We start from the raw sequence: 24506 nt of genomic DNA on the forward strand, positions 1-24506 counted from the left end.
GGCCCGCTGATCTCGACGATAGGCGACGTGCGAAAGTCGCGCATTGGTGCAGGATTTCCTCCGCTCGCTAGTGTGCTCGCCCATGGCTTCGATTCAGGGATTTGCAACGCTCGTGACCGGAGGCGGCAGCGGCATCGGCGAGGCCGCCGCGGCCAAGCTGGCGGCCGACGGCGCGCACGTGACCATCTGCGGACGCACCGAGGACAAGCTCGTCGGCGCCGTCGAGCGCATCTCGGCCACCGCGGCCGAGGGGGTCACCGTGCAACACATCGTCGCCGATGTGACCAGCGAGGCCGACGTGCAGGCGGCCGTCGCCGCGGCCAGCGCGGTCACCGGCCGCCTCGACGGCCTGTTCGCGTGCGCCGGCGGCTCGACCGGTATGGGTCCGCTGGCCACCGCCGACGTCGAGGCCATTCGCTCGACGATGGAACTCAACTACATCGGCACCTTCCTGTGCCTCAAGCACGGCGGCGTCCAGATGGCGAAGCAGGGCGGCGGCGGCTCGATCGTCGGGTGCTCGTCGCATGCGGGTCAGGACTCCATGCGCTGCCTCGGCGGCTACGGCGGCGCCAAAGCCGGCCTCGACCATCTCTGCCGGGTCAGTGCCGACGAGATGGGCCGCTTCGGCGTACGGGTGAACTCGGTCCAGCCCGGCATCGTTGCGACCGAGCTCATGGGCGCGATCACCGGCGGCGGCGCGCTGCTCGACGACTACCTCCCACAGATCCCGCTCGGCCGCGTGGGCGAGCCCGAGGAGATCGCCGAGATGGTTCGATTCCTCATCGGCCCGGAGTCGTCGTGGATCACCGGCCAGGCGTTCGCCGTCGACGGCGGCCAGAACCTGCGCCGTGGTGCCGACTATGGCGCCCTGCTGCGCGAGTTCGGTTCCGATCCGCTCGACGAGCTAGTGGCCGAGGGGTGAGCGGACCGCCCGCACCAGCGCGGGCGGCAACACGAACGTCCCATCGACCTGGGGTGGAAACTCGATCTCGGTGAGCACCGACTCGGCCGGCAGCGCCGCGTAGAGGTGCGGGAACAACTCCTCGGTGTCGGTGCCCGGTTCCCACACCACGGCGGCGCCGAGATAGTGCGCGTCGAGGACGAGGGCGACGAGATCGTCGCGGCCCCGGTAGAAGCGATTGGCCGGAGTCAGCACCTGATCGATCGACGAGAGGTGGATGAACCCGTCGCGATCCCACTCTCGCGGGATGTAGCTCGGCCGACCGGCGGCCTCGGCCCACACCTGCTTCTCCGCCAAGTGCACGAGCCGCGCCGGGCGAGGGGCGGTCACGTCCTCAACCGCCCGGACTGCTCGAGCACATTGGTGAGGCCCGGATACTCCGGGATCGGGTCGAGTGTGCGGTCGATGTACATGAGCGCTCCGGTGATGAACGCGAACGACACGATGAAGTTGACCCCGGAGCGGGTCAGGAAGAAGAAGCCGAGACCCGAGTTGTTGTAGAGCCAGATGTCCCAGATCGAGGTGAGCAGCTCGAACGCCACGAAGATCCATGTCGCCCCCGACATCGCCGTCCGGTAGCGGGGATGCTCGATGACGCTCGCCGGCAACTTGACCACCTTCGGGATCAACCAACCCAGGATCGGGCGACCCGCCAGGATGGTCAGCGCACATCCGACACCGATCAGGATCTTGCCGACGATCCCGAAGCCGAAGTAGACGGCGTCGGCGCTCACGTCGACATCGATCCACTCCTGCTCGACGGCGATGGTCAGACCGGCCCGCACGAGCAGGTAGGCGGCGGTTCCGGGGAGGAACCAGCCGATCCGCAGCCCTCGACGGTGGCGGGAGATCGATGCCTTGATGGACCAGAGCATCGATGCGATGACGGCGAGCACGAGGTTGCCGAGCACGATGCGAAAGCCGAAGAACAGGATCACCGGCATCAGCTGATCGAGGTTGTGCCCCCCGGAGAAGGTGGCCGGCTCGAGCGCGTCCTCGGGGTCCGATGTCGTCTCGGATTCGGTCATGACGCCAACGCGATCCACTGCTCGGCCACGTCGCGGTCTCCGAAGAACTCGAGCCCGTCGAGCGAGCGTCGACCCCAGACGGCCAGCAGCAGATCCTCGCCGGTCGCCCGCAGGGCGGCATCGCCCTTTGCGTGCGCGCGGCTGACCGCCAGGGAGCCGTCCACCACGTCGAGCATGAACTCGCCGTCGCCGTCGGTCTGGTGCAGGTGGAACGAACCCGACGGCAGGTCTTCGGTTCTCCCGGCGCGAAGTTCCGTGTAGAGCTCGTCGACGCCGTCGATGCCCACCCACGGGTCGACCGGTGTGGGGTCGTTCGCCGCGAACTCGGCGTCGACTCGATGCACGACGGTCTCGAGGTGGGCCCGTCGGGGCCAGAACGCCATCGGCTTCTCCCCTGCCCAGGTCCAGACGGATCGACCCGGATCGACCGACGCCAGGACCGGAACGAGGAGATCGAGCCGCTCGGCTGCGAAGTCGGCGAGCGCAGCGGGGTCGTCGGGCAAGGTGGCGAGTTGGCCGAAGTCAGGAGGGTCGAGCGAGGGGGACTCGGCCGCGAGCCGCAGGGAGTCCCAGACCACCGCGACATGGCGCAGGAGGTCGCGACATCTCCAGCCCGGGCACGTGGGGACTTCGGCCTCGAGGTCCTTCGTGGCGACGGCGATCAATCGGCGACCCTCCGCCTCGAGCGCGGCACTGCGGTCGGCTGCATCCATTTGCCCAGTTTGGCGTAGTCGGACGATCATCGTGCACCAGCACAGGACGAATGGAGCAATGTGGGGACCTACGCCATCAGCGGTTCGGCATCGGGCATCGGTGCGGCGACGCGGGCCAAGCTCGAGAACGCCGGCAACACGGTGATCGGAATCGATCTGCGCGACGCCGAGGTGATCGGCGATCTCTCCACACCCGAGGGCCGCGCCACCGCCGTGGACGAGACCCTCGAACGCTGCCACGGCACCCTCGACGGCCTCGTGACCGCTGCCGGCCTCGGCCCGCCGTTGCGGGGCAACATCATCGCCCGGGTGAACTACTTCGGTTCGCTCGCCCTCCTGGAGGGTCTGCGACCCGCGCTGGCCGCCGCCGGTGCCGCCCAGGTGGTCCAGGTCGGCTCGAACTCGTCGACCACGACACCGAACCTGCCGAGCGAGTTGGTCGACGCGTTCCTGGCCGGCGACGAGGCACGCGTCGTGGAGATCGTCGCAGCAGTACCCGAGCCGTTCGACGGTGCGATGGCCTACGGCGGGGCCAAGCTCGCCATCTCGCGATGGTGCCGGAGGGCCTCGGTCACCGACGCCTGGGTGGGCCAGGGCATCACCTTGAACGTGATCGCACCCGGGCCGGTCCAGACGCCGCTGTTCCAGCAGGGAAAGGACGACAAGGACTTCGGGCCGTTGCTCGCGAGCTTCCCGATCCCCACCGGGGAACCCGCGACCCCGGACCTGATGGCCGACTGGATCGTCTTCATGCTCTCGCCCGCCGCGCGGTTCGCCTGCGGGTCGGTGATCTTCGTCGACGGCGGTGCCGACGCCATGATCCGCAGCGACGCCTGGCCCGACTCGTTCTCGATGTAGCCCGAGAACCGGTGTTCAGCGCTCGCTAGGAGGCGAGCGACACCGCCATCGCCGTGTGGATTCCCACGGCGACGACGACGAACACGTGCCAGATCTCGTGATAGCCGAACGTGTCGGTCCACGGGTCGGGACGCCGCGCTCCCACCACGATCGCGCCGACTGTGTAGGCCGCGCCGCCCCCGAGCAGCAGCGCCACTTCACCGATCGTCAGACCCGACAGCATCCAGGGGATGAAGACGACCATGGACCAGCCGAAGACCAGATAGGCGCCGTTCACCACACCTGCCGGCGGGTGCATGGGGATCCACTCGGCGACGATGCCGAGGACGGCGCCGGTCCATGCCACCCCGAGGAGCCAGCCCGCCACCGGTGGCTCCAGGCCGAGCATCGCGATCGGCGTTGCCGTCGTCGCGAACATCAGGAAGATCGCGCAATGGTCGAGGCGGACCATGAGCTCGACGCGTTCGATCGGCCAGTCGCGCAGGTGCACGATCGCACTCACGCCGAGCATCGCGGTGTTGCCGAGGGAGAAGATCGCCATGGCGGTCGTGGCGCGACTTCCGTCGGCGCCGACGGTCACCACCACACCGACGATGACCGAGACCAGCGCGGCCCAACGATGGAGCACGCCACGGAAGCGAGGGCGGGGACGGCGAAGGAGCCGACGGGCCGATGGTGAAAGGAGGTCCGCTCGCGGGTCATCCATCAACTGCACGACGGGAAGGATACGCGAGCGCGCCCCCGAGGGGTGAGCCAGGCATACCATCGTGACCCGTGAGCCGTCGCCGAGTGATCCACACCGAGACCTCGTGTGACGACCGCGAACTCGAACGTCGTCGGCGGCCGCGGGTCGACATCGTGGCCGAGACCGAGGCCGAGACCCTCAGGACCGGGAACGACGGCGAGCGCTTCGGGCTCGCCGAAGGACCGTTCAGTGAGTACGAGCGCACCCTCGAGGTGGCACCCGACGGCGACCGCTGGGTCGTGCGCGAGACCACGACGTATCGGCTCGCCATCCCCGTGTGGGGTTGGCTCTTCCAGCTTCCGGTCCGTCGGGCGCTGCGATCCCGCAGGGACGCGTTCGGCTACTGGTGGGCGCCGCCCGACCGCCTCGACGCCCGTGCCGCGATGGTGCTCGGTCTTCTCGCTGCGGCCCAGATCGTCGACGGCTACCTCGGCACCGTGCTGACCCAGACGATCAGCTTCGCCACCGACGAGTTCGGGCAGGGCAACAGTGCCCAGGGGTGGGTGCTCGGCATCGTCCGCGCCGGTGTGCTGTTCAGCCTCGTCACCGTGGCGCTCGCCGACCGTCGGGGCCGCCGTTCGATGCTCGTCGCCGCCGGTCTCGGAAGCTGCATCTTCACCCTCATGGGCGGGCTCGCACCCGACATCTGGACCCTCGGCGGATCACAGCTCATCGCCCGCGGCCTGTCGACGGGACTCGGCATCCTGATCGCCATCGTCGCCGCCGAGGAGATGCCGGCCCGCAGCCGGGCGTGGGCCGCATCCGTCCTCGTGCTCAGCGCCGGCGTCGGTTCGGGTCTGGCGGTCAACGTCCTTCGCCTCGCCGATCTCGGTCCGCGTGGCTGGCGGGGGGTGTATCTGGTGGGCGGGCTCGGGGTACTGGTGATCATCTGGGTCGGCCGGCGCCTGCCGGAGACCCTCCGGTTCACCCACTCCTCCGATGCGGTGGTCAGCGATGTCTCCGACGCACATCGGGACCGGCGTCGACAGCGGCTGATCCTCCTGGCCGGCTCGGCCTTCCTGCTGTCGATGTTCTTCTCGCCCGCCTCGAGCTTCCAGAACGACTTCCTGAAGGACGAACAGGGCTTCAGCGCATCGGGCATCTCGAACTTCACTCTCGTCACCGCAACGCCGGCGGGCCTCGGAGTGCTGCTCGGCGGCTACCTGGCCGAGACGAGGGGGCGCCGCAAGGTCGGCGCCACAGGCCTCGTGATCGGGGCCGGGTTCGCGACCCTCGCGTACTTCTCGGGCGGCATCGCGCTGTGGATCCTGACGCTGCTCGGCGTGGTGCTCGGGGGTATCGCCGTGCCCGCGATGGCCGTCTACGGACCAGAGATGTTCGGGACGCATGATCGCGGCCGGGCCAACGGCATCATCGTGACCGTCGGCGTGATGGGCAGCGCGGTGGGGCTGATCTTCGTCGGGCAGGTGTCCGAACGGATGGGCGAGATCGGCCCGGCCCTCGCCATCCTCGCGACCGGACCGCTCATCGTGGCCTGGCTCGTCCTGCGCCGATATCCCGAGACCGCCGGTCTCGAACTCGAGGAGATCAACCCCGAGGACCGCTGAGCGGTACCGTCATGGCGATGGACCGACGCACTTTCCTGTTGGGTACCGGTGCACTGGGATTGGTTGCCTGTTCGGCGCCCGAACGCGATCTGCTGGCACCCTACGACGGCGTCGACATCGAGCTCCGGCCAGGCGTCACGACCTCCGCCGGGATCGACGCGATCCCCGACTCCACCACGACCGGTGTCCCCCGGTCGCCGATGGAGGCGCTGCGCGATGCCATCGAGCCGGCCGAGGACCGGGTCGGCGTGTCGTTCGTGGCCCGGGCTCGCGGGAGCGAGGTCACGGTCGAGGAGAACCCCGGCGACGGCATCCCCCGGTGGACGTTCACGAATCCCGTCGCGTCGGGCGACGACCTGCTGTTCCTCGTGGAGGACTACGACGGGATCGAGTACTACCAGGTACTGCTGCCGACCCGGCCCAACGGCTCACTCGGGTGGATCCGCAGCGACAGCGTCGATCTTCTGCGCCACAACTTCGCCATTCGGGTCGAGCTCGACGAGTTCCGCCTGACCGTGTTCGACCACGAACAGGTCGTGCTCGAGACCACCGTCGGCGTTTCTCGCGACAATGCGCCCACGCCGCGCGGGCGGTACTACACGACCGAGATCATCCGCCCGGCCCGACCCGACTCGGTCTACGGGGCGTTCGCCTACGGGCTTTCCGGCTTCTCCGACACGTTCGTGACGTTCAACGGCGGACCGGGCCAGCTCGGCATCCACGGGACGAACGACCCCGACAGCCTGGGAACCAACGTCTCGTCGGGTTGCATCAGGATGGACAACGACGACATCACCAGGATGGTCGAGGAACTCAAGGTGACGGCCGGCGTCCCCGTCGAGGTGCTCTGAGCTTCTCGTTCGCGGCGTCGATGACGTCGAGATCGGCGGCATCGACCTCGACCGCAGCCCCCCGCCACCGAGGGTGAAAGACCGTGAACAGGCCGAGAGCAAGGGCCGCGACGCCGATCGGAACGACGGCATCGCCTTCACCCGTGTAGGTCGGGTCCAGGACGAACGCCGACAGCAGGGCCGTCCAGAGCCACAGGATCAGCACCGAACGCCGATGTCCGTGCCCGAGTCGCATCAGGCGATGATGCAGGTGCTCCTTGTCGGCCTCGGCCACCGCGCTTCGCTTCACGGCCCGGCGGGCGATGGCGAACGCGGTGTCGAGGATCGGCACGCCGAGGATCACCAACGGGATGAAGATGGGGGCGAAGAAGAAGAACGCCTGGCCGGAGAACTCCGCGGTCGTCCGCCCCCCGACCGACATCGTGGACGCGGCCATCAGGAGTCCGAGCAACAGCGCGCCGCCGTCGCCCATGAAGATCCGGGCCGGATGCACGTTGTGCGGCAGGAACCCGACGCACAGGCCGAGGGTGATGCTCGCCCACAGCGCACCCGGGTTGTTCGGATCCAGCACGCCCTCGTTGCCGAGCTGCAGGGCGTAGAGGAGGAAGGTCGCCGAGGCGATCGCGATGATGCCGCCGGCGAGACCGTCGAGCCCGTCGATGAAGTTGACCGCGTTGGCCATTCCGAGGACCCACAGCACGGTCACGAGCGCCGACCAATCGGCCGAGAGGAACAGCAGATCGAAGAACGGCACCCGGAAGAACAGGATCGACACGCCGGTGAGCGACATCACCGACCCGGCCAGCACCATCCCGGCGAGTTTCGCGGGTGGTGAGATCTCACGGACGTCGTCGATGAACCCGACGCTGAAGATCACCGCCGCCGCGATCACCACCCCGATCATCTCGGTGCGGGCCGCCATCACTCCGGAGAACTCGTCGAGGAGCGCCGCCGTGGCGAAGGCCACGAGCAGGCCGAACATCATCGCCGCGCCCCCGCCTCGGGGGGTCGGCACGAGATGGACGTGGCGCTCGTCGGCTGGAGCGATGGCCCCGATCCGAATCGACAGACGTCGGACCAGCGGCACCGACACGAACGTGACGACGGCCGCCGTCGCGCTGACGATCAGGTAGGCAGAGAGGGCCGGCATGCGGTCGCCGTCCGCCGTTGCCCGGCCCTCAGGCCCCCAGGTCGGGATAGGGCGGGAATTCCCCGCACAGGGTCGCCGCGTCGGCCTTGACCGCCGCCACCGCTGCCGGGTCGTTGCGCTCTCGCAACGCTCGTGCGATCAGTTCGGCGATCGTGACCATCTCGGCGGGACCCATGCCCTGGGTCGTGACCGCGGGAGTGCCGATGCGCACGCCCGAGGTGACGAAGGGAGAGCGGGGGTCGTCGGGAATCGTGTTCTTGTTGAGGCTCACGCCGGCGTCGTCGAGCACGGCCTGCGCCTCCTTCCCCGTGAGCTCCTCGTCGAAACCGCGCAGGTCGACCAGCAACAGATGGTTGTCGGTCCCGCCGCTGACGAGACGGAAGCCGTGCCCGGCCAGGGCTTCGGCCAGCGCCGCCGCGTTCTCGACGATGCGGGCCGTGTAGCTCTTGAATTCGTCGGTGGCGGCCTCGCCGAACGCAAGCGCCTTCGCCGCGATGACGTGTTCGAGCGGGCCGCCCTGGATCCCGGGGAACATGGCCTTGTCGATCTTCGCCGCGTACTCCTCACGGGCGAGGATGCACCCGCCACGCGGACCGCGAAGCGTCTTGTGGGTCGTGAAGGTCATCACGTCGGCCAGCGGAACGGGATTGGGGTGCTGGCCCCCGGCGATGAGGCCCGCGATGTGGGCGGCGTCGAACATCAAGAGCGCGCCGACCTCGTCGGCGATGTCGCGCAGGGGTTGCGGGTCGATGATGCGCGGGTAGGCGGTGGCCCCCGCAACGATCATCTTCGGCCTCTCGGCGTGGGCTTTCGCCGCCATGTCGTCGAAATCGATGCGTTCATCGCTCGCGGTCACGCCGTAGGAGACGAAGTTGTAGAGCAGGCCCGAGAAGTTGACCGGCGACCCGTGGGTGAGGTGCCCTCCGTGGTCGAGGCTCATCCCGAGGACGGTGTCGCCCGGCTCGAGGAGCGCCTGGTAGACCCCCATGTTGGCGATCGCACCGGCGTGGGGCTGGACGTTGGCGTGGTCGGCCCCGAAGAGGGCACAGACACGTCGCCGTGCCTCGTCCTCGATCTCGTCGACCACCATGTTGCCGCCGTAGTAACGCTTGCCCGGATAGCCCTCGCTGTACTTGTTGGTCAGCACCGAGCCCGTCGCGGCCATCACGGCGGGCGACGCGAAGTTCTCCGAGGCGATCAGCTGCACCGTGGTGTTCTGACGCGTCTCCTCCTTGGTGATGAGGTCGAGGACGGGATCGTCGGCAGTGCTGGGCCAGGGCATGGAAGGCTCCTCAGGAGGGCAGGATCACGGCAGCGTACCGCCCGGTCACCGGGTCGGAGAGACTGGCTGGCCAGAACGTCGATCAGTCGACCCGGGTGACGACCTCGCCACCCAACGCGTCGAGCTTGGCGACCCGACCCTCGTGGCGTCCGCCCTCGAACTCGGCGCCCAACCACGCGTCGAGCGCGTCGAGCGCCACCTGGGGGCCGACGAGTCGCTCGCCGATGCAGATCACGTTGGCGTCGTTGTGTTCCCTGGAGAGCCGGGCCGAGGTGGCGTCGTGGACGGTCGCGGCGCGCACGCCGGCGATCTTGTTGGCCGCGATGGCGATGCCGATGCCGCTCCCACACACGCACAGGCCGCCGTCGGCCTCGCCCGAGACGACGGCCCGGCCCACCGCCGCACCGAAGTCGGGGTAGTCGACCCGCTCCTCGGAGTGGGTGCCACAGTCGACGACCTCGTGGCCCCCGTCTCGCAGATGCTGGGCCAGGGACTCCTTCAGGTGGAACCCGGCGTGGTCGGAACCGACGGCGATGCGCATGGGCGGAGCTTAGGAGTCGGTGCTCGCGATGGCTTCGATATCGGTGTCGCTGATCGGACCCTGGCGCAGCACGACCGGAGGCGTCTCGACCACCGACACGACGGTCGACGCCGCGCCGGGACGCGGGCCATCGTCGAGCACGACCCTGACATCGGGAAAGAGCTCGGCGACCTCGGCCGCCCGGACCGGGGTGTCGCCGCCGTGGAGGTTGGCGCTCGTCGCTGCGATCGGCCCCACCTCGGCGGCCAGGGCCCGCGCGACCGCGTCGTCGGGACAGCGGACCCCGAGCGTCTCGTCGTCGCCCGCCGCCAGGGACCCCGGCACGTGGCGGGGTGCGACGATCGTGAGCGGCCCCGGCCAGTACCGTGCCGCCAGGGCCTCGCCGACGGGGCCGAGTTCGACATAGTGCCGGGCCTGGTCGATGTCGGCGACCAGCACGGCGATCTTCACGTCGACGGGGCGGTTCTTGAGCGCGAACATCGCCTCGACCGCGGCGGTGTGATCAGCGGCGGCCGCCAGTCCGTAGACCGTGTCGGTCGGGATGACGACCACTCCCCCACCGCGCATCTCGCGGGCGGCGTCGGCCAGATCATCAGGTGCCATGTCGTCTACTCCGGATTCTTGCGGGCAACGACCGCTCGGGGGCGACCCGAGAGGTCGGGGTGGACCGTCGCGGACATGTCGACCTGAGCGGCCCATCCGGCGACGATGTCGGTCTGGTCCGGGGCCATCTCGAGCACCAGCGCACCGTCGTCGGCGAGCCAGTGCGGCGCGTGCGAGACGATGTGGTGGAGGTCGTCGAGTCCGGCCGGACCGGCGCGGAGAGCCGACGGCGGTTCCCAGTCGGCGACGACGGCCGGGAGCTCCTCGTGGTCGGCGACATAGGGCGGATTCGACACGATCAGGTCGAGTGAACCCTGCACGGCCGACGGCAGGGCATCGAACCAGGCACCCTCGTGGATGGCGACGCGGGTCGCGGCCCGACCGATCCCCGCCAGGTTGGCCCGAGCGACGACGACGGCATCGGGCGACACGTCGGTGGCGATCACCCGAGCGGCACCGCACTCGACCGCGACCGACAGCCCGATCGCTCCGGATCCGGTGCCGAGGTCGGCCACCAGGAGTTCGCGCGCCACGTCGCGGGCGCGAGCGGTCAGCCAGTCGATGGCGAGACCGGCGACGACCTCGGTCTCGGGTCGAGGGATGAGGACCCGCCGATCGACCATCAGATCGAGCGTGCGGAAACCCCAACGACCGAGCACGTACTGCAGCGGTTCCCCGGCGAGCCGCCGGGCGACCATGTCGTCGAACCGGGCGACGCCCCGCACGGTCACCAGATCGTCGAGCACCCGATGCAGCTGCCCGGGTTCGGCGTCGGTCAGTTCCTCGACGATTCGGCGAGCGTCGGTGGCTCCCAGCCGGCGGGTCGCTTCGTCGAGGAGCTCGGACCAGGAAACGGTGCCCAACTCAGTCCTCGGCCTCGAGCTGACGCTGACGTTCGTCGGCGACGATGGCGTCGCTCAGGTCGTCGAGTTCGCCGGCGAGCACACGGTCGAGCTTGTGGATCGTCAACCCGATGCGATGATCGGTGACCCGGTTCTCCTTGTAGTTGTAGGTGCGGATCTTCTCGGACCGGTCGCCGGTGCTCACCTGGCTCTGACGGAGATCCGAGGCCTCGGCGTTGGCCTTCTCCTGTTCGAGGGCGAGCAGGCGGGAGCGCAGGACGCGCATCGCCTTGTTCTTGTTCTTCAGCTGACTCTTCTCGTCCTGCATCGAGACGGTCACACCGGTCGGCAGGTGGGTGATCCGCACGGCGGAATCCATGGTGTTGACCGACTGACCGCCCGAGCCGCTCGAACGATAGGTGTCGATGCGCAGGTCGTTGTCGTTGATGTCGACCTCGACCTCCTCGGCCTCCGGGAGCACGAGCATCGTCGCCGAGGAGGTGTGCACCCGCCCCTGCGACTCGGTCACCGGAACCCGCTGGACACGATGGGTGCCCGCCTCGTGCTTCATCCGGGTCCACACACCGTCGCCGCTCAGGAGGGCGGTCACCTCGGCGAACCCACCCAGATCGGAGGGCGATGCGCCCAACATCTCCATCCGCCAGCCCTGCCGCTTCGCGTACGCCTCGTACATGACGTAGAGGTCACGGGCGAACAGGTTGGCCTCCTCGCCTCCGGCTGCGCCGCGGATCTCGATGATGACGTTGCGACCCGCATTCGGGTCGGGCGGCAACAACAGGAGCCGCATCTCCTCTTCCCCCGCCGCGATCTGCGCCTCGAGCTCGGCGATCTCGTCCCGCATCGCGTCGCGATCTGCCCCCTCGGCCTCGCGAAGCATGTCGTTGGCCGCCTCGAGGTCGCCGGTCGCGTCTCGGAGGCGACGCCCGGCCGACACCACCTCCTCGAGCTGCTTGAATCGCCGACCGAGGTCGGCCATCTGTGACGGGTCGGCCTGCACGGCGGGATCGCCGAGACGGATCTCGACGTCACGAAGCTCTTTCTCGAGGCTCTCGATGCGGTCCCACACCCTTGCGAGGCTAGAGGCCGGCGAGGAAGGCACCGACGACGCTGATGATCTCGTCGTCGAACGCCGGCTTCGGATCGTGGCGTTGGCCCTCGAGCCAGTGGACCTGCGTCGGACCGGCGATCGCTCCGATGTGCGCGTCGAGCTCCTCGGGAGTCCCGAACGGATCGCGGTCGCCGTTGACGAAGAGCGTCGGCACGGCAATGTCGGGGAAGTGGTCGATCCGGAGCTTCTCGGGCTTTCCCACCGGGTGCAGGGGATAGCTGAGCAGCACCAGGCCGCTCGCCGCGAGACCTTCCGCGATGGCCATCGAGCAGATGCGTCCGCCCATGGAACGCCCGGCGAACGCGATGCGGTCGGGGTCGATCCGCATCTCTTCGGCCATCACGGCGACCTCGGTCCGAACCGCGTCGATGAGCTTGGGCGCACGGTCAGGGGCGCGGCGGCCCTCCCTGCGGTAGGGGAAGTCCATCCGTCGAACGGGAAGCTCGAGCCGGTCCTCCATGGCGACGAGCAGGCGATGCGAGGAATCGCCGCCGGCGCCGTGGGTCAGCAGGAGCGCCGACGGAGCAACCATCAGCGGGCGAGCAGGATCCGGCGAGCCTCGCCGATGTCGGCGATCCGCTGCGCCGCCTTGTCGCCGGCGCCGCCATGGTCGGGGTGCGCGGCGAGCAGCGCATCGCGGTAGCCCCGCTGGACGGCCCCCTTCGGAGGCGGGGTGTCGTGGGCGCTGAGCCCCAAGACGCCCATCGCCCAGCCGACGGGGTCGGCCATCGCACTCGACGAGAGCGCGACGTTGCCGCGACCGGCGAGATGGGCCAGCAGGGCCGGCCCGATGTCGCCCGTCCACGCGAGACCACGGCGCACCGAAGCGAGCACGTCGCCCCGGAACGCGGGCGGAAGCTGCCCGGCGGCGTAGACCGCACCGAGCACCTGCTGCGACGGCGCCCCTTTCTGGGTCGTGAACTGGAGACGCATCGCGTCGGTCTCATCGTCGCGGTGGAGCCGATGGGGACTGTTGGTCAACCCGACCCGGTCGTCCTGGAAGCGGTGGCGGAGCCGGGGCTGCGGGATGCGGCGACCGGCCTCGAGCTCATGGGTGAGCGCCACGATGTCGGGCAGGTCGTCGGGATCGAGATCCATCGCGAAGCGAGCGGCGATGCCGCCCAGCAGGAGCCCGGCGAAACCGGGCGGGGGATCGCATGGCAACAGGCTGTTGCCGATCGCGACACGTCGCGTGGGCGCGATCGGCCGCGAGTGGTACACCTCGATCTCGGCCAACAGCATCACCCGAAGCTACCGCGACGCGGGGTTCGACCGGACCTCGGAACAGCTGAACGTCAGATCAGCAGTTGCAGTGTGTCGCGCAGCTTCAGGGAATGGTCCGAGATGTCCTCGTCGGCCGACTCCTCGTCCTCGATCAGGTCGCAGAGGTCGGCCGCCGCGTCGCGCAGCGACGCCCAGGTGGTCGCCGCGAAGCCGAACGGGGTGGCGGTTGCCTCGAGCCGCCTCCCGTGTTCGAGGACTCCCAGCACCCCTCTGGAGTCGTGGACATCGCGTCGGAGACGATCGGTGGCCTCGAACAGCGCGCTCAGGAGATCGTTGGCTCCGAGATCGACGAGTTCCTCGAGGCCCTCGTCGGCGGACCGGGCCAGGAGTTCCTCGATGATGAGCTCCACCTGCTCCTCGTCGGCCTCGTGGCAGACGAGGTCACCGTCGACATCGAACTCGTGCGGCACGCCGACTGCGCCGAGACGTTCGGCGAGCAGGGCCTGGAGCTCACCGGACCATCCCTCCATCTCGAACGCCACTTGAGGTTCATCGGGGTCGAGTTCACGGGTGTCGGCCTGTTCGACCTCATCGATCAAGGTGTCGACCTGCTCCTCGACCGACTCGTGGGCGAGCAGCGTCGTCCCCTGCCACGAGTGGACCACCCCGTCGGCGAGCAACAGCTGCTCCAGCATCGACCGCGACTCCGACGCCCATTCGTGGAGCTCGTACGCCAGCCATTCGCCACCTTCGTCGTCGTGGAGCACGAGCCCAACGTCATCCGCCTCGGGTTCGCCCCCGCCCTCGGCAGGATCCTCGGCAGGGGCCTCGGCGCTGCTCGGGGTCGGATCGTCTTTGCGGAATCGGTTTCGGAAAGCCACGCCCGTCATCCTCGCACGCGGTCCGGGCGGCTACCGTTCCTGTTCATGACGAACCAGGAAGTTCCGGATCGCAACCTCGCCCTCGAGCTCGTGCGGGTCACCGAAGCCGCGGCCATGGCCGCCTCCCGTTGGATGGGGCGCGGCGACAAGGAAGGCGCCGACGGTGCCGCCGTCGACGCGATGCGCGTCGTGCTCGGCACGGTCCCGATGGACGGCATCGTCGTCATCGGTGAGGGCGAGAAGGACGAAGCGCCGATGCTCTACAACGGCGAGCGCATCGGCGACGGCACTCCACCGCAGACCGACATCGCGGTCGACCCGATCGACGGCACCACGCTGACCGCGCTCGGGCGGGGCAACGCCATTGCGGTGATCGCGGTGGCGCCCCGCGGCACCATGTTCGACCCGGGTCCGTGCGTCTACATGGAGAAGATCGCCGTCGGCCCCGAGGCCGCTGGAGTGATCAGCATGGAGAAGTCCATCACCGAGAACCTCCAGGCAGTGGCCGAGGCCAAGAACGAGTCCGTTCGCGACCTCACCGCGGTCATCCTCGACCGCGATCGCCACGAGGAGATCATCGCCGAGGTCCGCACCGCAGGCGCCCGCATCCGCCTCATCCCCGACGGCGACGTCGCCGGGGCGATCTCCACCGCGTGGCCCGACTCGGGGGCCGACATCTTGTTCGGGATCGGAGGCACACCCGAAGGAGTGATCACCGCAGCGGCCCTGAAGTGCATGGGCGGCCAGCAGCTCGGACGGCTCTGGCCCCGCAACGAGCGCGAACGGGCCGATGCCATCGCTGCCGGCTACGACCTCGAGCAGGTCCTCACCGTCGACGACCTCGTTCGCAGCAACGACTGCTTCTTCGCCGCCACCGGGATCACCGACGGCGACCTCCTGCAGGGCGTGCGCTTCGACAGCCGGGGCTGCCACACCGAGTCACTCGTGATGCGTTCGCGGTCGGGGACCGTCCGCAAGGTCGAGGCTCACCACAAGATCGACAAGCTGGGCGAGTTCAGCGCCGTCGACTACGGCTGACGGGCACCGACCCGTTCAGGCGTCGACCGCGGCGCCGACGGCAGCGTCGTAGCGTTCGAGGAGGAGATCCGGGATCCCGCGCAACGGCGCCTGCAACCGGGCGGTCGCCGCTTCGACGAGCCGCTCGATCTCGGCTCGAGCCCGCTCGTAGCCCACCAGGGCGAACTCCTGGTGACGCCACGGCGCCTGCGCCGCCAACATCGACTGACGGTGGTTGACCCGCTCGGCGAAGGTCTCCGACCACTGCTGCGCTGCGTACTGCTGGTGGGCGTCGTCGCCGCCGGCATCGCGCAGATACGCGGTCTTGAGGCTCTCGACGTCGGCGGTCGCGCAGGCCCGCATCGCGTCCTCCCCGGCGGAGCGGGCCGCGGCGACGACGGTGTCGGTCGGAAGCACGCTCAGCATCTCGGCCATCTGGTGATGGAGTTCGACGCAGCGGGCGCCGACCGCCTCGGCGACGAGAACGCGCAACCCGACGGGATCGGGGCCGGATTCGCCGGCCGCGTTGTCCACCAACGACTTCAGGTCCGCCTCGGCAACTTCCATCGTGGTGATGATGCGCTGCTCCAGCCACTCCACGATCGCGGTGACGTTGTCACGCAGCGAACGGCTCTGCGGCTTGACGGTGGCCTCCCAGTAGGCGTCGGCATCGGCGAGTTCCGGGTATGGCACCGATGAGGGGTCGTCGACGGCGCGCTGCACCTCGTCACGCAACGCGGCGAGGAACGCCGCCGTCGGACGGGCCGGTTCGAGCACCGCGGCGATTCGATCCCGCGCATCGTCGATGGCGGCCCGGAACTCGGTTGCCAGTGCGATCTCGGTCGCTCGAGCTTCTCTTTCGGCGGGGGACATCCCCACACACCTCCCCTGGACGGATTGGACTCCACTTCTACTGTCGGCACATCGGGGGCGAAGATCAAGCATGCTCTTCGGATGGATCTCTCCCACTTCCGCGTCACCCCCGGCCAATCCGTCGACCTGAACGATTGGCGAACCGACGACGACGGAGGGTGGGACCGTGACGATGCCGAGGCGCGTACCGACGCCCTCAATGATCGCCTCGAACACCTCCAGGAGCTCCTCTACGCCGAAGGGAAGCACAAGGTCCTCGTGGTCATCCAGGCGACCGACACCGGCGGCAAGGACGGCACGATCCGTCACGTCTTCGACAAGGTCAACCCGCAGGGCGTGAAGGTCGCGTCGTTCAAGCGACCGACCGACGAAGAGTTGGGCCACGACTATCTGTGGCGGGTGCACCGACACACACCGAAGTCGGGCGAGCTCACCATCTTCAATCGCTCGCACTACGAAGACGTGCTGGTCGTACGGGTCCACGACATCGTCCCCGCCGCCCGATGGGAACGGCGCTACGGCCACATCAACAGTTTCGAGCAGCTGCTGGCCGACGAGGGCACCACGATCATCAAGCTGTTCCTCCACATCTCCAAGGACGAACAGCGCGAACGACTTCAGTCCCGCATCGACACGCCCGACAAGCACTGGAAGTTCGACGCAGGCGACCTGAAGGAACGTGAGCGCTGGGATGACTATCAGGAGGCATTCCGCGTGATGCTCGAACGGACCAGCACCTCCGACGCGCCCTGGTACGTGATCCCGGCCGACCGGAAGTGGTTCAGAAACCTGCTCGTGAGTGAGATCATCGTCGATGCGTTGGAACGCCTCGACATGACCTACCCGCGAGCCGAAGGGGACCTCGACGGACTGGTGATCGAGTGAGTCGCGGGCTCCCTCGCGTCAGCTTCCGAGACGTCGGCCATCTCGATCTGGCGATCCAACGGTCACTGGCCGCCTTCCCTCCCGACATCGATCTGGTGGTCGGCATCCCGCGTTCGGGGATCCTCGCGGCCGGTCTCTTCGCGGTCCATCGAGGGATCCCGCTCGCCGACCTCCACGGCTTCCTGGAGGGGCGCGTGCTGACCGCCGGAGCACGGCTCGCCACCGCTGACCACGCGACGATCGACACTGCTCGTCGGATCCTGGTCCTCGACGACAGCGTCTTTTCCGGTTCGGCGATCGCGAAAGCCCGAGACCTCATCGATGCCGCCGGCCTCGGGGATCGAGTCGTCTACGGCGCCGTGTTCGTCGTGCCGTCCGCGACATCGCTCGTCGACATCCACTGTGAGATCGTGCCGCCGCCCCGCGTGTTCTCGTGGAACCTCATGAGCCACAGTGTGTTGGAGCGGTCGTGCCTCGACATCGACGGGGTGCTCTGTTTCGACCCCACCGACGAGGAGAACGACGACGGGCCGCGCTATCGAGAATTTCTGGAGAACGCGGCACCCCACATGCGGCCGAGCCGACGGGTGCATGCCCTGGTCACGTCACGGCTCGAGAAGTACCGACCCGAGACCGAAGCCTGGCTGGCGTGCCACGGCGTCGAATACGACGAACTCGTGATGCTCGACCTTCCCGACGCCGAGACGCGGCGCGCCCTCAACGGACACGCGGCGTTCAAGGCCGAGTTCTATGCGGCGAGTGACGCGATCCTCTTCATCGAGTCGAACGCCAAACAGGCGCACGAGATCGCCCGGCGCAGCCGAAAGCCGGCGCTGTGCACCGACGACGGCAGCTTCCACGACGGGCTGTCAGCCCCGGAACGAACGCTCCGACGCCAGACGCGCCGGGTCCGGATGCAGATGCGGCGGCTGAGGCGGCTCAGTCCGAGCCGGCGACCCTGAGGCGGAGTTCGGCTCGGCCGAGCGCCGCCGCGGCCGCAGCATCACCAGGATCGGCGTTGAGCGCCTGCTGGGCCCGATCACGAGCGGCTTCGGCGCGGGCGACATCGATCTGGTCGACCGATTCCGACACATCGGAGAGGATCGTCACCTGGTCGCCGCTCACCTGCACGAAGCCACGGTGGACGGCGAAGGTGTCGCGATCCCCGCCTTCCTTGATGACTTCGACCGACCAGACGGCGAGGGTGCCGATGAAGGGGACGTGCCCGGTCTGGAAGGCGATGTCGCCGCCGTCGACCGTGCGCGCGACGACCATCTCGGCTTCACCGGTGTAGGACACCGATTCAGGAGAGACGACCTCGACGGTGAACATCAGGCGTTGGCCTGGAGTTCTGCGGCCTTGCGCTCGGCGTCTTCGGCGCCACCGACCATCTGGAAGGCCTGCTCCGGCAGGTGGTCGAGGTCGCCGTTGATCACGGCCTCGAACGAGTCGATGGTCTCCTCGATCGGCGTGAAGACGCCGTCCTGGCCGGTGAACTGCTTGGCCACGAACATCGGCTGGCTGAGGAACTTCTCGACCTTGCGAGCCCGGTTCACGGTCACGCGGTCTTCTTCGGAGAGTTCGTCGAGGCCGAGGATGGCGATGATGTCCTGCAGCTCCTTGTAGCGCTGGAGGACTTCCTGCACACGGCGGGCCGTCCGATAGTGACGGTCGCCCACGACCAGCGGATCGAGAATCGTCGACGACGACGCCAGCGGATCCACTGCGGGGTAGATGCCCTTGGCCGCGATGTCGCGGGACAGCTCCGTCGTACCGTCGAAGTGGGTGAAGGAGGTGAACGGGGCCGGGTCGGTGTAGTCGTCGGCGGGCACGTAGACGGCCTGCAGCGAGGTGATCGACTTGCCCCGGGTCGAGGTGATCCGCTCCTGGAGCTCGCCCATCTCGTCGGCGAGGGTGGGCTGGTAGCCCACGGCCGACGGCATGCGACCGAGGAGGGTCGACACCTCGGAACCGGCCTGGACGAAGCGGAAGATGTTGTCGATGAACAGCAGCACGTCCTGGTTCTGCACGTCACGGAAGTACTCGGCCATGGTCACGCCGGACAGCGCCACGCGGAGACGAACCCCCGGGGGCTCGTCCATCTGGCCGAAGACCAGGGCGGCCTTGTCGAGCACCGTGGTGACACCGTCGCCCATGACGGTCTCGCCCATCTCGATGAAGAGGTCGGTTCCTTCACGGGTGCGCTCGCCCACACCGGCGAACACCGACACACCGCCGTGGTTGGAGGCCACACGGGTGATCATCTCGGTGATGAGCACGGTCTTGCCCACGCCGGCGCCGCCGAACAGACCGATCTTGCCACCCTCCTTGTAGGGAGTGAGCAGATCGATCACCTTCACACCGGTCTCGAACATCTTGGCCGACGGTTCGAGCGAGTCGAACGACGGCGCCGCACGGTGGATGTCCCAATGCTCTTCGGTGTCGTGCGACGGAAGGTCGAGGCAGTCGCCCATCACGTTCCAGATGTGACCGAGCGTGCCGTCGCCCACCGGTGCCTGTACGCCATGGCCGGTGTTGTCGACCGGTGCGCCACGGGTCAGACCATCGGTCGGCTTCATCGAGATGGCACGGATCCGGTTGTGACCGATCTGCTGGGCGACCTCGGCGGGAACCCGCGTCGTCTCACCGGCGACGGTCACGTCGAACTCGATTTGGGTGTTGATCTCGGGAAGATGCCCGGGCGGGAACTCGACGTCGACCACGGGGCCGGCGATGCCGACGATGCGGCCGCTCTTCAGATCGTTTTCGGTAACGGTCATGTTGGGGTGGTGCTCCTGATCAGGATTCCGGAGAGGGGTGGGTGTTGGCAAGGGTGAAGCCGGCGGCTTCGGCACGTTCGGCCGAGTCGAACCAGACTTCGGCCTTGGTCACGCTGTAGCTGCGACTGTCGGGCCGGTGGTAGAGCATCGAATCGGCGTTGCCCTTGATGGTGAACCCGGCCGGGGCCGAGTTGTCGGGCAGTGGCGCCGCCGAGCCGACGCCGTAGGGGCCCGGCTCGAGAACCGTGGTCGTCGAGCCGGCGTCGGCCACCGCCGGTGCCTGCGGGTACTCGTGACGTCCGTGGTCGCCACCGATGTGATCGGACGCGATGTGGCCGGTGTCGAGATGATGCAGGATCAGCTCGCCATTGGATTCCTTGTCGTCGCCGAGCGCCTCGGCGCCACCGACGATCTCCATGATCTCGGTGGTGATCGCCGCCTGACGCGCGGTGTTCATCTCGCGCGACAGCTTGGTGATCAGCTCCTCGGCATTGTCGGTCGCCGACTTCATGGCCCGCTGCCGGTTGGCGTGCTCCGACGCCGCCGAATCCAGTAGGGCGCCGAACAGTCGGGCCTCGACATAGCGGGGAAGCAAGGCCTCGAGCACCGCTTCGGGCGACGGCTCGAACTCGAACGCGGCGGCCGCGGCGGCATCGCCCCCGCCCTTGGTGGCCACGGTCTCGGTGTCTTCGAGCGGGAGGAAGCGTCGGACGGAGACCTTCTGGGTGCCCATCGAGACGAACTCGGTGTAGATCAGTTCGACCTCGTCGACCTCGCCACTGATGAAGGCGTCGGCGACGTCTTCGGCGATGCGGCGGGCGTCTTCGTAGCCCGGGTTGTCGCTGAAGCCCTCGTAGGTGTGGTCGACCCGGTAGTTGCGGAAGCGGAAGTAGGTGTTGGCCTTCTTGCCGATGGCGAAGATCGAGTAGTCCTTGCCCTCGAGCCGGTGGGCCTCGATCTGACGCTCGCACGCCCGGATCGGGTTCGTGTTGTAGGCGCCGGCCAGACCACGATCGCCCGTCATGACGATGAAGCCGACCCGCTTGACGTCGTCGACCTCGCGCAGGAGCGGGTGGCTCGCCTCGGCACCGCCGGCGGCGAGGTTCTCGATCACCGACGTGATCTGACGGGCATAGGGACGCGCCGCATCGGCCCGGTTCATGGCCTTGACGACGCGGGTCGCCGCGATCAGCTCCATGGCGCGCGTGATCTGCTTCGTCGTCTGGACGCTGCCGATCCGTCGCTTGAGCTCGCGCTCCTTACCACCGGGCACGCTGCGCTACCTCAGCCCTCTTCTCGAGTGATGTCTTCTTCGGGCAGGGTCACATCGCTGTCGACCGTCGTCGTGCGAGCGGTCCCCTGATCCTGTGCTTCGGGCTCTTCGCCCTCTGCGACCGAAGCGGTGAACTGGGCGGCGAACTCGCGGATCCCCGCCTCGAACGCCTCTTCGTCGTTGATCTTGCCCTCGTCGCGGATCGTCGCCATGACGTCGCTGTGGCGGGTCGCGAACCATTCGAGCAGCTCGCGCTCGAAACGCAACACGTCGTCAACCGGGAGACTGTCGAGATAGCCCCGGGTGCCTGCATAGATCGACACGACCTGATCCTCGACAGGATACGGCGAGTTGACGCCCTGCTTGAGCAGCTCGGTGAGGCGGTAGCCACGCTCGAGCTGTGCCTTCGACACGGCGTCGAGATCCGAACCGAACGCGGCGAACGCCTCGAGCTCGCGGAACTGCTGAAGGTCGCCCTTCAGCGTGCCGGTCGCGGTCTTCATGGCCTTGACCTGCGCCGCCGAGCCGACGCGAGACACCGAGATGCCCACGTCGACGGCCGGACGGATGCCGGACTTGAAGAGATCGTCCTGCAGGAAGATCTGGCCGTCGGTGATGGAGATCACGTTGGTCGGAATGAAGGCCGACACGTCGCCCGCCTTGGTCTCGATGACCGGCAGGGCGGTGAGCGAACCAGCACCGAGCTCGTCGGAGAGCTTGGCCGCCCGCTCGAGCAGACGCGAATGCAGGTAGAACACGTCGCCCGGGAAGGCCTCGCGCCCCGGCGGGCGGCGCAGCAGCAGCGACACCTGACGGTAGGCCTCGGCCTGCTTGGAGAGGTCGTCGTAGATGATGAGGGCGTGCTCGCCGTTCTCCATCCAGTGCTGGCCCATGGCGCAACCGCCATAGGGAGCAAGGAACTTGAACGGGGCCGGGTCCGACGCCGGGGCGACCACGACCGTGGTGTATTCCATGGCACCGAGCTCTTCGAGCGTCGCGACGTTCTGCGCAACCGTGGAGGCCTTCTGGCCGATCGCCACGTAAATGCACTTCACCCCGAGACCCTTCTGGTTGAGGATCGTGTCGAGGGCGATGGTGGTCTTGCCGGTCTTGCGGTCGCCGATGATGAGCTCGCGCTGGCCACGACCGACGGGGATCAGCGAGTCGATGGCCTTGATCCCGGTCTGCATCGGCTCGTGCACCGGCTTGCGGCCGAGGATGCCGGGAGCCTGGATCTCCATGCGGCGGGGCTGCACGTTGGTGAGCGGTCCCTTGCCGTCGACGGGCTCGCCGAGGGGGTTGACCACTCGGCCGAGAAGTCCGTCGCCCACCGGCACCGAGAGGATCTCGCCCGTGGCGACCACGGTCTGTCCCTCTTCGATGTGTTCGACGTCGCCGAGCACGACGGCACCGATCGAGTCCTCGTCGAGGTTCAGTGCGAGGCCGATGAGGCCGTTCTCGAACCGGAGCATCTCGTTGACGGCAGCATCGGGCAGGCCCGACACGCGAGCGATACCGTCGCCGACCTCGAGCACGCGGCCCACCGTGGTCTGTTCGACCGACGGGGAGAACCCTTGCAGGTTCGCCGTGAGGGCGGCGGTGATCTCATCGGTGTTGATCTGAAGATCAGCCATTTTTCCTAGTCTCTCTCTGCGAAGTTTCAGGTCAGCCGAGGTGGGTCTTCACCTGGGCGAGGCGGCGGCGAACGCTGCCATCGATGACGGTGTCGCCGATCGTGGTGACCACGCCCCCGAGCACGGAGGGATCGATGGTGACCCTGATGTCGACATCCTTGCCGGTGGCGTGCTTGAGCGACTCGGCGAGCCGGCTCTTCTGGTCATCGCTCAATGCGACGGCCGTGCGGACCTCGGCGACTTCCTTGCCCTGTGCGGCGGCACCCTTGGCGACGAGCGCCCGCGCGATCTCGGGCAGCTGGGCGGCACGTCCGGCGCCCACCACCAACGACACGGCCGCCCGGGCGACATGCGACGCCCGACCCTGCAACAGGTCTTCGACGATCTGCTGGCGCTTCTCGGCCGGCACGTAGGGGTCGGCCAGGGTGTTGCGGAGTTCGTCGTTGCCTTCGAGTGCCTGGGCGAAACGAAGGATCTCGTCGTCGGCTCCGGTCGCACTCTCGGCGCGCACGACGGCGAGGAGGGCCTCTGCGTATCCGTCGATCATGTCGCTCATGTATTCGTTTCCTCGGGGTAACGGGGTGGGGCGGACAGCGTGTGCTAGCCGGCGAGCTGGCTGATGTAGTCGTCGATCAACGCCGACTGGGTCGCCGCGTCACCGAGGTTCTGACGAACCACGGCGTCGGCGGCGATCCGGGCCTGCTCGGCGACTGCGGCCCGCAGATCGGTGAGTGCCTGCTCGCGTTGCGCCTCGATCTCGAGTCGCGAGCGCTCCTTTGCCTCGGCCACGTCGGCTTCGGCGCGGGCCAGGAGATCCGCCTCGAGCTTGGTGGCCTGGGCCCGGGCGTCGGCGATGATCTTCGCGGCTTCGGCATCGGCGTTGCCGAGCTGGCCGGAGAGCGTGGCCAGTTGATCCTCGGCAGCTGCCTTCTCGGCGGCCGCGGCGGCGATCTCTTCCTCGATGCGGACCGTGCGGCCCTTCATCAGCTTCGAGATCGCCGGCACGCCCTTCCACAGGAAGATCAGGAAGATGATCCCGAACGCAGCCGAGCCCCAGTAGAACTCGTTGATGTCGCCGGGGATGAAGTTTCCGTTGGGGCCTTCGGCGGCAAGGATTCCGATCATTTCGGCTCCGATCACTCGGCCGCGAGGGCCTGGTCGATGGCGGACTGCTGGGCACCGGCGTCGAGGCTGCGCCCGAGCACCGCACCGGCGGCACCCACGGCGAGCGTGGCGACGTCGCCACGCATCCCGCTCAGCGCGTCGGCCCGAGCCCGGTCGATCTCGACCTGCGCGCTACGGCGCAGTTCGGCGATCTCGGCGTCGGCCTCGGCTTGCAGCGCGGCCCGACGTTCGTCGGCCGCGGCGCGGGCCGCGGCGATGATCTCGTTGGCCTCGGTGCGGGCGTCGGCGAGGGATGCCTCGTAGTCGCGTCGCGTCGAACCCAGCGATGCCGTCGCCGCATCGGCGGCGTCGCGATCACCCTGAATCGTGTTGGCCCGTACTTCCATGGCCCGAGTGATCGGGGGGAGAAGGACGTACTTCATCAGCAGCCACAGCGCGACGAAGAAGATGAGGGCGTAGACGATCTCGTTGACCTCGGGGATCACCGGGTTCGGCGGGTCACCAGCGTCTTCCGCGGCGAGGACCAGCATCAGATTCACGACG

Annotated in this window: 28 protein-coding genes; 7 read left to right on the top strand and 21 right to left on the bottom strand. The window is 68.2% G+C overall.

Annotated elements, in window-relative coordinates; translation table 11 throughout:
- Window positions 1-82: 82 nt before the first annotated feature.
- Window positions 83-922, top strand: coding sequence for an SDR family oxidoreductase (locus R2707_09195; GenBank protein MEZ5245258.1), 840 nt, complete (start codon window positions 83-85; stop codon window positions 920-922).
- Here the strand turns inward: R2707_09195 and R2707_09200 are convergent.
- The 3 genes from R2707_09200 to R2707_09210 are packed head-to-tail and all read right to left on the bottom strand — an operon-like array spanning window position 905 to window position 2702.
- Window positions 905-1291: a DUF952 domain-containing protein gene (locus tag R2707_09200; protein MEZ5245259.1), complete on the bottom strand. Its 387-nt coding sequence runs from the start codon at window positions 1289-1291 to the stop codon at window positions 905-907. The two genes, R2707_09195 and R2707_09200, sit on opposite strands and share 18 nt — an antisense overlap.
- Window positions 1288-1989, bottom strand: coding sequence for a hypothetical protein (locus tag R2707_09205; protein MEZ5245260.1), 702 nt, complete (start codon window positions 1987-1989; stop codon window positions 1288-1290). Before R2707_09205 ends, R2707_09200 begins: the two co-directional genes overlap by 4 nt.
- Window positions 1986-2702, bottom strand: a complete 717-nt coding sequence (locus R2707_09210; protein MEZ5245261.1) for a maleylpyruvate isomerase family mycothiol-dependent enzyme — start codon at window positions 2700-2702, stop codon at window positions 1986-1988. The genes R2707_09205 and R2707_09210 overlap by 4 nt, the downstream gene beginning before the upstream one ends.
- 60 nt (window positions 2703-2762) lie before the next feature.
- Between R2707_09210 and R2707_09215 the strand changes: the two genes are divergently transcribed.
- Window positions 2763-3560, top strand: a complete 798-nt coding sequence (locus R2707_09215) for an SDR family oxidoreductase (protein ID MEZ5245262.1) — start codon at window positions 2763-2765, stop codon at window positions 3558-3560.
- Window positions 3561-3585: 25 nt separating this feature from the next.
- On the opposite strand, the gene R2707_09220 is transcribed toward R2707_09215, so the two are convergent.
- Entirely contained in the window at window positions 3586-4266 is a 681-nt protein-coding gene (locus R2707_09220) for a hemolysin III family protein (protein MEZ5245263.1), read from the bottom strand.
- A 68-nt stretch (window positions 4267-4334) separates the two neighbouring features.
- Here R2707_09220 and R2707_09225 point away from each other — a divergent pair, with 68 nt between their 5' ends.
- Window positions 4335-5873, top strand: a complete 1539-nt coding sequence (locus R2707_09225) for an MFS transporter (protein MEZ5245264.1) — start codon at window positions 4335-4337, stop codon at window positions 5871-5873.
- Between the two features lie 17 nt (window positions 5874-5890).
- Window positions 5891-6724 (top strand): L,D-transpeptidase, encoded by an 834-nt coding sequence (locus R2707_09230; protein MEZ5245265.1) that lies wholly within the window; start codon window positions 5891-5893, stop codon window positions 6722-6724.
- Here the strand turns inward: R2707_09230 and R2707_09235 are convergent.
- The 9 genes from R2707_09235 to R2707_09275 all read right to left on the bottom strand — a co-directional run bounded on the left by R2707_09235 (window position 6687) and on the right by R2707_09275 (window position 14376).
- Complete coding sequence (locus R2707_09235; GenBank protein ID MEZ5245266.1) at window positions 6687-7874, bottom strand: MraY family glycosyltransferase; 1188 nt, start codon at window positions 7872-7874, stop codon at window positions 6687-6689. The genes R2707_09230 and R2707_09235 overlap by 38 nt on opposite strands.
- 28 nt (window positions 7875-7902) lie before the next feature.
- Entirely contained in the window at window positions 7903-9156 is a 1254-nt protein-coding gene (glyA, locus tag R2707_09240; GenBank protein ID MEZ5245267.1) for a serine hydroxymethyltransferase, read from the bottom strand.
- A gap of 82 nt (window positions 9157-9238) precedes the next feature.
- On the bottom strand, window positions 9239-9697 hold the full coding sequence (rpiB, locus tag R2707_09245) for a ribose 5-phosphate isomerase B (protein MEZ5245268.1): 459 nt from the start codon (window positions 9695-9697) through the stop codon (window positions 9239-9241).
- A 9-nt stretch (window positions 9698-9706) separates the two neighbouring features.
- Window positions 9707-10300 carry an L-threonylcarbamoyladenylate synthase gene (locus tag R2707_09250; GenBank protein ID MEZ5245269.1) on the bottom strand — a complete coding sequence of 198 codons (594 nt, stop codon included), beginning with the start codon at window positions 10298-10300 and terminating at the stop codon, window positions 9707-9709.
- Between the two features lie 5 nt (window positions 10301-10305).
- Window positions 10306-11163: a peptide chain release factor N(5)-glutamine methyltransferase gene (prmC, locus tag R2707_09255; protein ID MEZ5245270.1), complete on the bottom strand. Its 858-nt coding sequence runs from the start codon at window positions 11161-11163 to the stop codon at window positions 10306-10308.
- 1 nt (window position 11164) lies between these two features.
- Window positions 11165-12229, bottom strand: coding sequence for a peptide chain release factor 1 (gene prfA / locus R2707_09260; GenBank protein MEZ5245271.1), 1065 nt, complete (start codon window positions 12227-12229; stop codon window positions 11165-11167).
- 10 nt (window positions 12230-12239) lie between these two features.
- The gene (locus R2707_09265) at window positions 12240-12803 is read right to left on the bottom strand and encodes an alpha/beta family hydrolase (protein MEZ5245272.1); all 564 of its coding nucleotides are present in this window, start codon (window positions 12801-12803) and stop codon (window positions 12240-12242) included.
- Window positions 12803-13513 carry a hypothetical protein gene (locus R2707_09270; GenBank protein MEZ5245273.1) on the bottom strand — a complete coding sequence of 237 codons (711 nt, stop codon included), beginning with the start codon at window positions 13511-13513 and terminating at the stop codon, window positions 12803-12805. Before R2707_09270 ends, R2707_09265 begins: the two co-directional genes overlap by 1 nt.
- A gap of 53 nt (window positions 13514-13566) precedes the next feature.
- The gene (locus tag R2707_09275; protein MEZ5245274.1) at window positions 13567-14376 is read right to left on the bottom strand and encodes a hypothetical protein; all 810 of its coding nucleotides are present in this window, start codon (window positions 14374-14376) and stop codon (window positions 13567-13569) included.
- A 45-nt stretch (window positions 14377-14421) separates the two neighbouring features.
- Between R2707_09275 and glpX the strand changes: the two genes are divergently transcribed.
- Window positions 14422-15414: a class II fructose-bisphosphatase gene (gene glpX / locus R2707_09280; GenBank protein MEZ5245275.1), complete on the top strand. Its 993-nt coding sequence runs from the start codon at window positions 14422-14424 to the stop codon at window positions 15412-15414.
- A gap of 15 nt (window positions 15415-15429) precedes the next feature.
- On the opposite strand, the gene R2707_09285 is transcribed toward glpX, so the two are convergent.
- Window positions 15430-16266: a hypothetical protein gene (locus R2707_09285; GenBank protein MEZ5245276.1), complete on the bottom strand. Its 837-nt coding sequence runs from the start codon at window positions 16264-16266 to the stop codon at window positions 15430-15432.
- 81 nt (window positions 16267-16347) lie between these two features.
- Here R2707_09285 and R2707_09290 point away from each other — a divergent pair, with 81 nt between their 5' ends.
- Both R2707_09290 and R2707_09295 read left to right on the top strand, forming a co-directional pair.
- Entirely contained in the window at window positions 16348-17151 is an 804-nt protein-coding gene (locus R2707_09290) for a polyphosphate kinase 2 family protein (GenBank protein MEZ5245277.1), read from the top strand.
- On the top strand, window positions 17148-18113 hold the full coding sequence (locus R2707_09295; protein ID MEZ5245278.1) for a hypothetical protein: 966 nt from the start codon (window positions 17148-17150) through the stop codon (window positions 18111-18113). Before R2707_09290 ends, R2707_09295 begins: the two co-directional genes overlap by 4 nt.
- Here the strand turns inward: R2707_09295 and atpC are convergent.
- From atpC to atpF, 7 genes are read right to left on the bottom strand one after another with little or no spacing between them, the layout of a single operon-like run.
- On the bottom strand, window positions 18091-18483 hold the full coding sequence (atpC, locus tag R2707_09300; protein MEZ5245279.1) for an ATP synthase F1 subunit epsilon: 393 nt from the start codon (window positions 18481-18483) through the stop codon (window positions 18091-18093). The two genes, R2707_09295 and atpC, sit on opposite strands and share 23 nt — an antisense overlap.
- Window positions 18483-19931: a F0F1 ATP synthase subunit beta gene (gene atpD / locus R2707_09305; GenBank protein MEZ5245280.1), complete on the bottom strand. Its 1449-nt coding sequence runs from the start codon at window positions 19929-19931 to the stop codon at window positions 18483-18485. The genes atpC and atpD overlap by 1 nt, the downstream gene beginning before the upstream one ends.
- Before the next feature lie 19 nt (window positions 19932-19950).
- Complete coding sequence (locus tag R2707_09310; GenBank protein MEZ5245281.1) at window positions 19951-21204, bottom strand: F0F1 ATP synthase subunit gamma; 1254 nt, start codon at window positions 21202-21204, stop codon at window positions 19951-19953.
- 11 nt (window positions 21205-21215) lie between these two features.
- Window positions 21216-22838: a F0F1 ATP synthase subunit alpha gene (atpA, locus tag R2707_09315; protein MEZ5245282.1), complete on the bottom strand. Its 1623-nt coding sequence runs from the start codon at window positions 22836-22838 to the stop codon at window positions 21216-21218.
- 31 nt (window positions 22839-22869) lie between these two features.
- Window positions 22870-23394 (bottom strand): ATP synthase F1 subunit delta, encoded by a 525-nt coding sequence (atpH, locus tag R2707_09320; GenBank protein ID MEZ5245283.1) that lies wholly within the window; start codon window positions 23392-23394, stop codon window positions 22870-22872.
- Between the two features lie 44 nt (window positions 23395-23438).
- Window positions 23439-23963: a hypothetical protein gene (locus tag R2707_09325; protein MEZ5245284.1), complete on the bottom strand. Its 525-nt coding sequence runs from the start codon at window positions 23961-23963 to the stop codon at window positions 23439-23441.
- Between the two features lie 11 nt (window positions 23964-23974).
- Window positions 23975-24493, bottom strand: coding sequence for a F0F1 ATP synthase subunit B (gene atpF / locus R2707_09330; protein MEZ5245285.1), 519 nt, complete (start codon window positions 24491-24493; stop codon window positions 23975-23977).
- Window positions 24494-24506: the final 13 nt, after the last annotated feature.

This window comes from Acidimicrobiales bacterium (assembly GCA_041394245.1).
GTDB lineage: Bacteria > Actinomycetota > Acidimicrobiia > Acidimicrobiales > Aldehydirespiratoraceae > JAJRXC01.